Source organism: Ruegeria sp. BA2 (genome assembly GCF_056539605.1).
The window spans coordinates 782,023-793,657 of sequence record NZ_JBQFVE010000001.1 but is presented as its reverse complement, the minus strand read 5'-3'; the positions used below and the strand labels follow the sequence as shown (position 1 = coordinate 793,657).

General features: G+C 59.0%; 13 protein-coding genes. 5 read left to right on the top strand and 8 right to left on the bottom strand.

The genetic code is table 11. From position 1 onward, the window contains the following. The first annotated feature begins 7 nt into the window (after positions 1–7). From hflK to ACR0NN_RS03895, 4 genes are all read left to right on the top strand, one after another. Positions 8–1,153 carry an FtsH protease activity modulator HflK gene (hflK, locus tag ACR0NN_RS03910; RefSeq protein WP_170720197.1) on the top strand — a complete coding sequence of 382 codons (1,146 nt, stop codon included), beginning with the start codon at positions 8–10 and terminating at the stop codon, positions 1,151–1,153. After that, positions 1,153–2,031 (top strand): protease modulator HflC, encoded by an 879-nt coding sequence (gene hflC / locus ACR0NN_RS03905; protein WP_170719871.1) that lies wholly within the window; start codon positions 1,153–1,155, stop codon positions 2,029–2,031. Before hflK ends, hflC begins: the two co-directional genes overlap by 1 nt. Further along, on the top strand, positions 2,031–2,225 hold the full coding sequence (locus tag ACR0NN_RS03900; protein ID WP_170669666.1) for a DUF2065 domain-containing protein: 195 nt from the start codon (positions 2,031–2,033) through the stop codon (positions 2,223–2,225). The genes hflC and ACR0NN_RS03900 overlap by 1 nt, the downstream gene beginning before the upstream one ends. A 182-nt stretch (positions 2,226–2,407) precedes the next feature. Beyond that, positions 2,408–3,847 carry a Do family serine endopeptidase gene (locus ACR0NN_RS03895; RefSeq protein WP_480683996.1) on the top strand — a complete coding sequence of 480 codons (1,440 nt, stop codon included), beginning with the start codon at positions 2,408–2,410 and terminating at the stop codon, positions 3,845–3,847. Between the two features lie 155 nt (positions 3,848–4,002). Here ACR0NN_RS03895 and ACR0NN_RS03890 read toward each other — a convergent pair whose 3' ends face one another. From ACR0NN_RS03890 to ACR0NN_RS03865, 6 genes are all read right to left on the bottom strand, one after another. After that, positions 4,003–4,320, bottom strand: a complete 318-nt coding sequence (locus ACR0NN_RS03890) for an EthD family reductase (RefSeq protein WP_170719869.1) — start codon at positions 4,318–4,320, stop codon at positions 4,003–4,005. 349 nt (positions 4,321–4,669) lie between these two features. Next, a complete protein-coding gene (locus tag ACR0NN_RS03885) occupies positions 4,670–5,338 on the bottom strand; it encodes a Crp/Fnr family transcriptional regulator (RefSeq protein ID WP_170719868.1) in 669 nt (222 codons plus the stop codon). Between the two features lie 109 nt (positions 5,339–5,447). Further along, positions 5,448–6,053 (bottom strand): inner membrane-spanning protein YciB, encoded by a 606-nt coding sequence (locus ACR0NN_RS03880; protein ID WP_170719867.1) that lies wholly within the window; start codon positions 6,051–6,053, stop codon positions 5,448–5,450. A gap of 16 nt (positions 6,054–6,069) precedes the next feature. Further along, positions 6,070–6,972 (bottom strand): EamA family transporter, encoded by a 903-nt coding sequence (locus ACR0NN_RS03875; RefSeq protein WP_170719866.1) that lies wholly within the window; start codon positions 6,970–6,972, stop codon positions 6,070–6,072. A gap of 82 nt (positions 6,973–7,054) precedes the next feature. Then, complete coding sequence (gene ftsY / locus ACR0NN_RS03870; protein WP_170719865.1) at positions 7,055–8,194, bottom strand: signal recognition particle-docking protein FtsY; 1,140 nt, start codon at positions 8,192–8,194, stop codon at positions 7,055–7,057. A 58-nt stretch (positions 8,195–8,252) separates the two neighbouring features. Next, positions 8,253–8,891, bottom strand: coding sequence for a lysoplasmalogenase (locus tag ACR0NN_RS03865; RefSeq protein WP_170720195.1), 639 nt, complete (start codon positions 8,889–8,891; stop codon positions 8,253–8,255). Between the two features lie 136 nt (positions 8,892–9,027). Here ACR0NN_RS03865 and ACR0NN_RS03860 point away from each other — a divergent pair, with 136 nt between their 5' ends. After that, positions 9,028–9,423 carry a hypothetical protein gene (locus ACR0NN_RS03860; protein WP_170683044.1) on the top strand — a complete coding sequence of 132 codons (396 nt, stop codon included), beginning with the start codon at positions 9,028–9,030 and terminating at the stop codon, positions 9,421–9,423. A 2-nt stretch (positions 9,424–9,425) separates the two neighbouring features. On the opposite strand, the gene ACR0NN_RS03855 is transcribed toward ACR0NN_RS03860, so the two are convergent. Both ACR0NN_RS03855 and xseA read right to left on the bottom strand, forming a co-directional pair. Then, positions 9,426–10,073: a glutathione S-transferase family protein gene (locus ACR0NN_RS03855; protein ID WP_170719864.1), complete on the bottom strand. Its 648-nt coding sequence runs from the start codon at positions 10,071–10,073 to the stop codon at positions 9,426–9,428. Positions 10,074–10,076: 3 nt separating this feature from the next. Beyond that, on the bottom strand, positions 10,077–11,561 hold the full coding sequence (gene xseA / locus ACR0NN_RS03850; RefSeq protein WP_170719863.1) for an exodeoxyribonuclease VII large subunit: 1,485 nt from the start codon (positions 11,559–11,561) through the stop codon (positions 10,077–10,079). Positions 11,562–11,635 lie beyond the last annotated feature (74 nt).

Sequence of the window (11,635 nt, the reverse complement as noted above, 5' to 3'; positions counted from 1 at the left end):
GACACATATGGCGGGCAACAGCGGCGGCCCCTGGGGGGGCGGAGGCTCATCCGGTGGCGGAGGAAATCGGGGCAATAACGGGGACGGGCGCAAGCCCCCCGAAGGCGATGGCCCGCAGATTCCCGAAATCGATGAGCTGATGAAAAAAGGCCAGGAACAGCTGCGCGTCCTGATGGGCGGTCGTGGCGGCGGTGGCCGTGGCACAAATGGTTCAGGCGGTGGTGGCGGAGGCCCGATCTTTACCAGAGGGACCGTAGCTATCGGTGCTCTGGTTGCGATAGGACTTTGGGCTGCGGCCAGTTTCTACACTGTCAAACCCGAAGAACAGTCGGTTGAGCTGTTTCTGGGTGAGTTTTCCGCTGTTGGGAACCCGGGTCTGAACTTCGCCCCATGGCCCGTTGTGACGGCTGAGGTTATCCCGGTCACTCGCGAACAGACCGAGGATATGGGCGGCGCCCGTGGCAGCGATGATGGTCTGATGCTGACCGGCGACGAGAACGTGGTCGATATCGACTATCAGGTCGTTTGGAATATTAACGACCCGGCCAAGTTCCTGTTCAACCTGCGTGACCCGCGCCAGACGATCCGCGCGGTGTCGGAATCGGCGATGCGTGAGATTATTGCGCAAAGCGAGCTGGCTCCGATCCTGAACCGGGATCGCGGTATCATCGCCGAGCGTTTGCAGGAACTGATCCAGTCGACCATGGACAGCTACGATTCGGGTGTGAACATCATCCGTGTGAACTTTGACAAAGCCGACCCACCGCAAGAGGTGATCGCGGCCTTCCGTGACGTTCAGGCCGCCGCGCAGGAACGTGACCGGTTGCAGAACGTGGCCGACGCTTATGCCAACCGTGTTCTGGCGGAAGCGCGCGGTGAAGCGGCGCAGGTTCTGGAAGAGGCCGAAGCCTATCGCGCCCAGCAGATCAACAGCGCCATGGGTGAAGCCAGCCGTTTCAGCGCCGTTCTGGAGGAATATTCCAAAGCGCCGGATGTGACGCGCAAGCGCCTGTATCTGGAGCGGATGGAGCAGGTTCTGGGTGACGTTGATAAAATCATCCTCGACGAGAACTCGACCGGTCAGGGACAAGGCGTCGTGCCATATCTACCGCTGAACGAACTGCGCCGTAACCCTGCAGGGGAGAGCAACTGATGCGTAAAACGACAATCATTCTGCCGATCGTTTTCGTCGCAATCGTCGGCATCCTGTCCTCGATCTTCATCGTGGATGAGCGTGAGCGTGCTCTGGTTCTGCAATTCGGCCGCGTTGTGGCTGTGAAAGAAGATCCAGGTCTCGCCTTTAAGATTCCTCTGATTCAGGAAGTGGTGCGCTATGACGACCGCATCCTGTCGATCGACGTGCAGCCGCTGGAGGTAACACCTCTGGATGACCGGCGTCTGGTTGTGGATGCGTTTGCGCGCTATCGGATTTCTAATCTGGAGCAGTTCCGTCAGGCCGTTGGTGTTGGTGGTATCCCGGTCGCCGAGGATCGTCTGGACCGTATCCTGCGTGCTGAAACGCGTGAGGTTCTGGGTTCGGTATCGTCCCGTGACATTCTGAGCTCGGACCGTGCCGCGCTGATGCTGCGCATCCGCAACAGCGCGATTGCCGAGGCGCAGGCGCTGGGCGTCAGCGTGATCGACGTGCGTCTGAAGGCAACCGATCTACCGCAGGCTAACCTTGAAGCGACCTTTGACCGGATGAAGGCTGAACGGGAACGTGAGGCGACCGATGAGCGCGCTCGGGGTAACGAGGCGGCGCAGCGTGTGCGCGCGCAAGCCGACAGGACTGTGGTCGAGCTGGTGTCGGACGCGAACCGTGAAGCCGAGATCATTCGCGGTGAAGCGGATGCGGAACGCAACGCGATCTTTGCCGAAGCTTACGGCGCCGATCAGGAGTTCTTTGAGTTTTACCGCTCGCTGTCCGCGTATGAAAATGCACTGCAGGGCGGGAACAGCTCATTGGTGCTGAGCCCGAATTCCGAGTTCTTCAACTACCTGAAATCGCCCACCGGGAAGGCCTCCCAGTAATGGGAATGATCCTTCTGGCCTTTGGGCTGGTACTGATTGTCGAGGGGCTGGCCTATGCGCTGGCCCCTTCGCTTATTGAGCGCATGCTTGAAGCGCTGCGCGCGCTGCCTGAACAGGCGCGACGGCTGATGGGATTGCTCTGCGTCGTCAGCGGGCTGGTGTTGCTTTGGGGCGCGTATCAAGTCGGATTTTGATGCGACGGTTTCACGCGCTGGTGATTTCCCCGCGATCTCGAGTTGCGGGCTTGGCCAAACTGACTACATTGGTTGCCAAGAGGGGTATCTGATCGGTACCCGCAAAAGAATTGTCGACAAGGAGACCCCAAGTGCAGGCAAAAGCGCGCAGTGTGTCCGTCCGGCGGGACGATGTTTTGGTAATGATGCGGCTGATGTGGCTGGCCTTTGTTGGGATGTTGCTGGTTTTGGCGCAATCCGTGGCCGCCCAGGCACGGGGCGAAAGTCTGGCACCGTTGGCTGAACAGATCAGCCCGGCGGTGGTGAATATCACCACTTCGACACTGATCGAAGGTCAGACCGGCCCTCAGGGGATTGTGCCCGAGGGCTCTCCGTTCGAAGATTTCTTCCGCGAGTTTCAGGATCGCAATGGCGGGGATGATGAAAACCGTCCACGTCGTAGTAACGCGCTAGGGTCCGGTTTTGTGATCTCGGAAGACGGTTATATCGTCACTAACAATCACGTCATCGCCGAGGCGGATGAAATTCTGGTCGAATTCTTCCCCGGGGATGGCCAGCCTGCAGAAGAGCTGGTGGCCAAGGTGATCGGCAAGGATGAAAAAACCGATATCGCACTGCTGAAGGTCGAGGCCGAAGGGCCGCTGAAATATGTACAGTTTGGCAATAGCGATACGGCCCGCGTCGGGGACTGGGTGATTGCAATGGGCAACCCGCTGGGTCAGGGCTTTTCGGTCTCGGCCGGAATTGTCTCGGCGCGGAATAGGGCGCTGAGCGGGTCGTATGACGATTACATCCAGACAGATGCAGCGATCAACCGGGGCAACTCGGGCGGGCCGCTGTTCAACATGAATGGTGAGGTGATCGGCGTGAACACCGCCATCCTGTCGCCCAATGGCGGCTCGATTGGCATCGGGTTCTCGATGGCATCAAACGTGGTGATCAAAGTCGTTGATCAACTGCGCGAGTTCGGTGAAACCCGCCGCGGCTGGTTGGGTGTACGCATTCAGGACGTGACCGAGGATATGGCCGAGGCGATGGGCCTCGACAAACCCGGCGGTGCGCTGATCAGTGATGTCCCTGACGGCCCCGCCAAAGAAGCGGGCCTGCTGGCCGGAGATGTGATCATCAGCTTTGATGGAGTTGAGGTTGAAGATACGCGAGGTCTGGTGCGTCAGGTGGGGGAGACCACCGTGGGCAAGTCCGTGCGCGTGGTTGTGCACCGCGATGGCGGCACGCAGACCGTGCTGGTAACGCTGGGCCGCCGTGAGGATGCCGAGCGCGCCGAAAATGGCGAGGAGCCCGAGGCAGAAGCACCCGCGGAAGAGGATAAAGACATTCTTGGTCTGACCATTGCCCCGCTAGGCGACAGCCAGCGTGAGGAATTGGGATTGGATGCCGAGGCCGAAGGGCTGCTGGTCACCAATGTGGATGAGACCTCGGAAGCCTTTGAGAAAGGCCTGCGCGCCGGTGATCTGATAACGGAGGCGGGGCAACAGAAGGTGACCTCGATTGCTGACCTTGAAGCCCGTATGGAAGAGGCGCAGGAAGCGGGGCGCAAATCGCTGTTGCTGCTGGTGCGGCGCGGCGGAGAACCGCGTTTCGTGGCGCTGAGCTTGGAGTAGTAAGGTCCCGCGTCACAATTGTAGCAGGGTCGGACGTTTCGTCCGGCCTTTTGCTTTGTGGACGTTCAATCGAAAACTGGATCGGTGGGCTGGAGATGTGCTGGAAGGGCAGTTTTTATTGGGCTGGCTGATCTTCATACAACAACAGGATGCGCCTATTGTTTTTCTCCGATAAGGATGACAGGAGACCCACCAGAAGAGATACGCGCGGCATCTGCTCCGACTTGCTGCATACCTTCAGTGCTCATTGCGTCTTGAAGCGCCTGGGCCGAGGCAAAGGGCATGGAAAACATCTGATAGAATGGCGGATTACCGTCAGGACCAGAGAGAAACTTTGTCACGGAATAGGGCCGCGCATCGGTTGGGATGCCAGCTTTCTCGTGAAGCAATATTAAGTGAGCTTGGTAATCGACCTCAAATTGTGATGTGTTTTTAGGCCAAGGGTAAAGAACAGTTAGGTATACGTCAGACAAATGGTCCTCCAATTCGGTTTAAGTTGTTTCAGGTGAACGGCTTTAGCTGAACAGAATACTAGTATGATAGCCGACACGCTCGCACCTGCTAATGGGTAAATCGCAGCAAACGCAAATGGGCAGTTTGGAGTCTGTCGATCTGTTTCTGTTGAGAACGAGTTTATTTTCAAGTGGACTGAGAATTCCAAGAAAAAAGCCATATGCCGGGGAAGGCATATGGCTCTGGTACAGGGAGAGGTCGGTGGACAGATATCGGGGATGATAAAGCCGACCTCCTACGGTAACAGGGTTGACCCTAGGGTAATCGTTGGCTTCCGTATGTGAAGCGGATCACACCTGGGCCGAAAATTTAGATTAAATCGGATTCAGCCAGTTGGCGCAGGGCGTCGAAGTCGTGAATCTGCAGCCCGCCGCGTGAGGCTTCGACCACATTGTCGCGTTTCCAGATCGAAATGGTTTTCGATACCGCCTCGCGGGTGGCACCCACAAATTCGGCTAGCTCGCTTTGTGAGAGCGTGATTTTTGCGTTAGGCGAGTCCTGCTGACCGGCCAGATACAACAGCCTGCGCGCCAGACGGATTGGCATCGGCAGGAAGACCTGCTCGTTCAACTGCGCGCCCATCCGGCGCATGCGCACGCCTGCTAGCCGGATCAGATCAACGGCCAGATCGGGGTGTTCACGGATCTGCGCCATCACATCGCGCCGACGGACACGAAGCACTTTTGAAGGCTCAGTGGCCGTTACGGTTGCGGTTCGGGAGTCATTGTCAAACAATGCGATTTCCCCAAAAACTTCACCCGGGCGCATCATGCTGAGCGACAGCTTGCGCCCGCTCATCGCAAGGAACGATACTTCGAGATTGCCAGAGAGAATGGCATAGAGTGCGTCCCCCTCATCGCCCTGCTCGAACAAGACTTCGCCTTTGTCCAGAGTGAGTTCGGTGGCCTGGGCGGCCAGCATTTCGCGAAGTTCTTCGGAAGCCTCGGAAAGGAATCCGCTGTTTGGGAAAGCCATCATACGGGCATTGGTCTCCGGGATTGAGTGGTGCGGGTGGTGACCTAACTTTTCACAGCTTTGCGCTTAAGCCAAGAAATATTGTTAGTATACCCTGCAAAACCATGAAGGTTTATTGCTGATCGGGATCATCCATATAGCTCTGGAGTATGTTGAACTGGAGCATCAGAAACGCCATCAAAGCGATTGGAAACCCAAAGGTTTCGATCTTGACCCAGAGGTCTGTCGACAATGTGCGCCAGACCAGTTCGTTGGCCACAGCCAGCGCCGCGAAGCAGGCGCAAAGGCGCCGTGTCAGGATCATCCAGCCTTCGTGGCGCATGGGCAGCATTTCATCCAAAACGTATGCCAGATAGGACTTTCCCTGCAAAAGGCCAATGCCGAGGATGAGGGAGAAAAAGCCATAGACCAGCGTGGTTTTCATCTTGAAGAACCGCTCGTCATTGAACCAGGCGGTCAGGCCTCCGAAAAAAATCACCATGAAGGCGGTGAAAATCTGCATCCGACTGAGTTTGCCGGTCAGATACCAGAGGATGCCCATGGCGGCCAGCATGAGGGGCACGAACAGGATGGTGGCGACGATGAAGCCTGAATATTCGGTGCCGCCGATCACGAAACTGTCATCACGCAGACGCAGGTATATGAAGAAGAACGCGAGCGGAGGCCCAAGTTCCAGCACCTGTTTGAGGAATGGATTGATGTCTTTTTTCTCTGCCATGATTCCGACCTGCTGCTTACCCGCCCATTTCAACTATTACGGCGCCGAGTGCAATCAATGCCATCAAGGCAATGCGTCTGGGGCCGACAGTTTCTTTCAGGACCAGCCAGCCGATGAGCGCCGCAAAGACGGTGGAGGTTTCGCGCAATACAGCGGCCTCACCAACCTTGTCGAGCCGTGTGGCCATCATGATGGCGCCAAAGGACATCGGTGCGATGATACCGCCGGCCAGCCCCCGCAGCATCAAGGGGCCGAGCGCGGGGCGGTGGATCATGGCGCGGTATCTAAGCGCGGCATAGATCGGCATCGCGGCCCCGTCGATCATGAAAAACCACGCAAGGAAGGTGAAGGGGTCGGCCGTCGCGCGGATGCCGTAGGCGTCGTAAGTGGTGTATAGCGCGACGAAGAGGCCTGTCGCGAGCGCCAGAGCCAGCGCGATGCCCAGCGTTTCGCGGTTGGTTTCGAGGTAGCGCAGGTTATAGGCGGCGAGGCCGAAGATGCCCGCGAGCAACGTCGCGACGCCAAGCCATTGGGTGGCTGAAAAGGTTTCTCCGAAGAGGAGATAGGCTCCGATCACAGTAAAAAGCGGGCCAGTGCCGCGCACGACCGGGTAGACGACGGTGTAGGACCCTTTGGTATAGGCGGCGGCCTGCAGGGTTTTGTAGCCGATATGGATCAGCCAGACGACACCAAAGATGGGCCACATGTAAGGCTCGGGCCACGGGACAACGTACAACGCAAAAGGCATCGCCATCAGGCAATAGCAGGCATCGATGGCGCCGCGCGACATCCATGGGTCGTGGCGGCCCTTTTGCAGGGCGCCGAACACGGCGTGCAGGAAGGCGGCCATCAGCGCGAGGGCGAGGGCGAGGTGATGGCCCGCTTCGGTGCCTTCGAGGGAGATCAGCCAGTCGCTCAAATCAGGGCTTTCGCTTGGGTGGACAGGCCGGGGGCTCTGCCCCCGGACCCCCGGGATATTTGTGGCCAGATGAAGGGGCGGATCAGGGTTGCAGACCCGTCAGGGCGGCGGCGAATTCTTCGGGATCGAACGGGGCGAGGTCGTCGATCTGCTCACCGACACCGATGGCGTGGATAGGGAGGCCGAACTTGTCGGCGAGTGCGACCAGCACGCCACCTTTGGCTGTGCCGTCGAGCTTGGTCATCACAAGGCCCGAGACATCGGCGAGTTTGCGGAATGTCTCGACCTGGCTGAGGGCATTTTGGCCGGTAGTCGCATCCAGAACGAGCAGGGTGTTATGCGGGGCGGTGTTGTCAACCTTGCGGATGACGCGCACGATTTTGGCCAGTTCCTCCATCAGGTCGGCGCGGTTTTGCAGGCGGCCTGCTGTGTCGATCATCAGCAGGTCAGCGCCCTCATTCTGCGCTTTGGTCAGCGCGTCGAAGGCCAGCGAGGCAGGGTCGGAGCCTTCAGGGGCGGTGAGCACGGGCACGCCCGCGCGATCGCCCCAGACTTGCAACTGCTCGACAGCGGCGGCGCGGAAGGTGTCTCCGGCGGCAATGACCACCTTTTTGCCTGCGGCTTTGAACTGGCTGGCAAGCTTGCCGATGGTGGTGGTTTTGCCAGACCCGTTGACGCCCACGACCAGAACCACTTGCGGGCGTTTGGGGTAGAGCGGCATGGGTTTGGCAACAGGTTCCATCACGCGGGCGACTTCCTGTGCCAGCAGTTGCTTGATTTCCTGGGTCGAGAGTTTGCGGCCAAAGCGCCCCTCGGCCATGTTGGACGTAACGCGCAGGGCGGTGTCGACGCCCATATCTGAGGCAATCAGCAGCTCTTCGAGCTGTTCCAGCATGTCATCGTCCAGCGTGCGGCGGACGACGGTCTTGGATTCATTTCGGCCGAACAGGCGACCCATCAAGCCCTTGGATTCCGGAACCTCTGGGGGTGGAGGCGCCGGTGTGGGATCAGCCGGGATCGGAGCGGGAGGCTCGACCGGTTGGGGCGCGGGCGTGGGTTCCGGCACTTCGGGAACCGGTTGCGGTTCGGGCTCTGGTTCGGGGATCACCGGATCAGGATTTGGGGTTTCCTCGCCGCCATCCTCGACAATTGCATCCAGCCCCTCTTCGAGGCGCGATGAGGATTTGAACAGCTTGTCCTTGAGCTTTGAGAAAAACGCCATTTTTGATCTCCGCAGGTGTTCCCCTCACCTAATGTGGATTGAAGGCAGTTGCAAAGGGTCAGATGAAGGCGATCAGAAACCCGGCTTGGGCCGCCCAGTAAAGCGGCCAGACCAGATAGGGCGTAAGCTTCAGGGCCGGATGCTTGGCAGGCAGCAGGAATTTTTCTGTCGCAAGGATCAGGTCCGAGGTGATGAAAGCCATCGCGGCGGGCAGCGCCCACCGCAGGGCGCCCGTGTCCGGGACGGCCAGAGCCGTGACGCCCATGCCGAGGATGATCGGGATATAGGCGAGGACGGGGATCTTGAGGTCTCCGGCGCGCCGGGCGAGTAGAGTGGCCATTATGATGCCGAGGATGATGAGAGACCAGAAGATGGCCGGTTGATCGAAGATCACCGCAGGGTCGCTGCTGGGATGGGTCAGGAACAGCGCGATATAGGCCAAATGACCTGCGGCGAATGCTCCGATACCTGCCATGAATGTGATGTCGGTTTCGCGAGATAGAAGGGCATCTCCGACAGCGCAGAGGGCGAGCGCGAGGATCAGCAACGAAGGCGCGCTTGCCAGCATTGCGATCACGGCCAGCAGGGCAACTGATACGGTTTTCAGCGTGCTGCGCAGAAAACCGGTAGGGTGCGCGGTGAGCGGTAGGTAGGCCAAAGCGCAGGCCGCAGCGGCCCAGAAAAGCAGTGCTGTCATCGTGTTTCCCCGGTTTTTGCCGATCTCGCCATGATCAGGATTGTGCATCAAGGCGTGACGTAGAGTTATCTTGCCGATCTGACCGAACAGGAAAGGTTGAATGGCGCTTGGCTGCAGCATCTGACAGACTGAGTGCATGTTCAGAGCTTTCTTGATTCTGTTGGCCCTTGTTGCACAACCCGTTGCGGCGCAGTCCCCCCTGACTGCGACAGAATTTGATGCCTATACGCGCGGGAAAACACTGTTTTATGGGTTTGACGGGCAGGCCTATGGGGTCGAGCGGTATCTGCCCAATCGCCGTGTAATCTGGTCCTTTCTGGATGGCAATTGCATGGAAGGGGTCTGGTACGAGTGGGAAGAGCAGATTTGCTTTGTCTATGAGGATCAATTGGCGCCACAATGCTGGGTGTTCACCGAGTTCGGCGGCGGTTTGATCGCACAATTCGAAGGTGATCCGACTGCAACGGAGCTATACGAGGCCGAGGATATCGGCGAAGAGATGCTGTGCTATGGGCCGGATGTTGGGGTCTGACGTCAGGCGTTGGGTGGTCTGAGCTCGTCATACCCAATCATGACATGTCGTTGAAACGCGGGTCTTTGGGTTAGTGCGTCGTAGTATCGGCGCAGATGCGGGAGCGATGCGCGGTCTATTTGAATGTCGTAATAGCGGTAGAGGATGTGGCCGAGCTGGATATCGGCCAGAGTGAATGCATTGTCAGCCAGATAGTACGTGTCTGCAAGCTGGGTGTTTGCGATTTCAAGTTTGGTTTCTAAATTGCTGATAGCATGACGGATTTTGACCTCATCCTGATGTTCGGCAGCTGTGCGGACCACTTGCCAGAAAACTGGAACAGTGAAGGCCATCGCGACGTTGAGCTTTGCCCATTCCGCCCATTTGTCGATCTGCGCACGGCGGGTGGGTTCTGAGGGCCAGAAAGCGTCCTCACCATACTGAGCCGCCAGATAGCGCAGGATCGCACCGGTTTCCCAAAGCGGTGGATCGTCGCCATCTTGCAGGACGGGGATGGTTTGGTTTGGGTTCAGTGCCTGAAATGCGTCACTATCCAGCCCACCGAATTTGTGGCCCAGATCGTGGCGCTGGTATTCGAGACCAAGTTCGCCCACGCACCACATCAGGGCCTGTACATTCGAGGATGTTTTGCGGCCCCAGATCGTCAGCATCGGTTAGAACAGCGAACCCTGATCAGGGGGTGCCTGTTTGGATTTCTTGGGTGGTGCTTTGCCCGAAGCCCCGGTGTTGAGGCGACCGTCAGCGAATTCGATCTCAAGAACAGCGTGACCGGAGGCTTGCGCTTTGGTTGTGATGACCTCCCCTTCGGCGCGCACCACGGCGTAGCCACGCCCAAGCGTCGCCTTGTAGCTGAGCGTTTCGCGCAGGCGATCGGTGGCATCCATCTGCTGCCGCAGTCGGTCCAGCCGCGTTGTTTGCGCGGTGTTCAGGCGTTCGGATAGACGGTCGAGGGTATCGCGGCGTGTTCCCAGCTCGCGCTGGATCGGGCGCAGTGACAGGCGCGAGGACAGGTTGCGCCAGCGATCGCGGCGGGTTTCAACAAAGCTACGCAGGGTCGAGGGGCGCAGACGGGCCGCACTGTCGAGCAGCTTTACGCGACGGTTCTGAACGCCGCGGATCAACGCGTTGGGCAAGCGCTCTGATATTTGATCCAGCCTTTGGCGCGGGCTTTCCAGCAATGTGTCGGGTCGCGGCAGGGCGCGGGACAGATCGCGTAGGCGTTGGCTGCGGCGCTGCACGGCATCGGTTGCAGCGCGTGACAGGCGGGCGCCTTGTTCGTTGGTCCAGGCCAGAAGTTCCATCCGCACGGGCACGGCAAGTTCAGCGGCAGCGGTCGGCGTGGGCGCACGGCGGTCTGAGACATAGTCGATCAGGGTGGTGTCGGTCTCGTGCCCGACAGCCGAGATCAGCGGGATATCTGAGGCGGCAGCCGCGCGAGCGACGCTTTCTTCGTTGAAGCCCCAAAGGTCCTCGATCGAACCGCCGCCTCGGGCAACGATGATCAGGTCGGGTCGGGGCAGGGCCCCGCCGGGCGTAAGGTTGTTGAAGCCTTCGATGGCGCGGCTTACCTCGGGGGCGCAGTTCGCACCTTGCACGGCGACGGGCCAGATCAGCACCTTGCGCGGGAAACGATCTCGTAGGCGGTGCAGAATGTCTCGGATTACCGCACCAGAGGGCGAGGTCACCACGCCGATGATCTGTGGCAGATAGGGTAGCGGTTTTTTGCGCTCGGGCGCGAATAATCCTTCGGCCTCGAGCTGTTTCTTGCGCTTTTCCAACAGCGCCATCAGCGCGCCTTGCCCGGCGACGGCGACCTCATCAACGTTCAGATTGTATTTCGACTGGGCCCCGAACGCCGTCAGACGACCAGTGACGACGACCTCGAGGCCTTCCTCGGGGACGACAGAAAGACCTGATATCTGCCCTTTCCAAGTGGTGCAGGCCAGTACGTTCCGGTCGTCTTTGATGTCATAATAGAGATGCCCCGAGCGCGCCTTGAACACACGCCCCACCTCGCCGCGCACACGGATTCGGCCAAAGGTGCCTTCGAGCGTGCGCTTCACCTCACCCGAGATGTCCGAGACGGTGTATTCGGGGGTGTTTTGGCCCGGAATCGGGTCATCAAGCAGGTCGGACATTTCAGCGCCTTGTGTCAAATCTCTGCGCAGCTTAGAACGCCGCGCAGGCAAGGCCAAGCAGATCGGAGCGTTTC

Excerpts from the sequence above, each read along its gene's own strand:
- ACR0NN_RS03895 (WP_480683996.1), top strand. The coding sequence starts at position 2,408 with ATGATGCGGCTGATGTGGCTGGCCTTTGTTGGGATGTTGCTGGTTTTG.
- xseA (WP_170719863.1), bottom strand. The coding sequence starts at position 11,561 with ATGTCCGACCTGCTTGATGACCCGATTCCGGGCCAAAACACCCCCGAA.
- ACR0NN_RS03900 (WP_170669666.1), top strand. The coding sequence starts at position 2,031 with ATGGGAATGATCCTTCTGGCCTTTGGGCTGGTACTGATTGTCGAGGGG.
- ACR0NN_RS03880 (WP_170719867.1), bottom strand. The coding sequence starts at position 6,053 with ATGGCAGAGAAAAAAGACATCAATCCATTCCTCAAACAGGTGCTGGAA.
- hflK (WP_170720197.1), top strand. The coding sequence starts at position 8 with ATGGCGGGCAACAGCGGCGGCCCCTGGGGGGGCGGAGGCTCATCCGGT.
- ACR0NN_RS03865 (WP_170720195.1), bottom strand. The coding sequence starts at position 8,891 with ATGACAGCACTGCTTTTCTGGGCCGCTGCGGCCTGCGCTTTGGCCTAC.
- ACR0NN_RS03860 (WP_170683044.1), top strand. The coding sequence starts at position 9,028 with ATGTTCAGAGCTTTCTTGATTCTGTTGGCCCTTGTTGCACAACCCGTT.
- hflC (WP_170719871.1), top strand. The coding sequence starts at position 1,153 with ATGCGTAAAACGACAATCATTCTGCCGATCGTTTTCGTCGCAATCGTC.
- ACR0NN_RS03885 (WP_170719868.1), bottom strand. The coding sequence starts at position 5,338 with ATGATGGCTTTCCCAAACAGCGGATTCCTTTCCGAGGCTTCCGAAGAA.
- ACR0NN_RS03855 (WP_170719864.1), bottom strand. The coding sequence starts at position 10,073 with ATGCTGACGATCTGGGGCCGCAAAACATCCTCGAATGTACAGGCCCTG.
- ftsY (WP_170719865.1), bottom strand. The coding sequence starts at position 8,194 with ATGGCGTTTTTCTCAAAGCTCAAGGACAAGCTGTTCAAATCCTCATCG.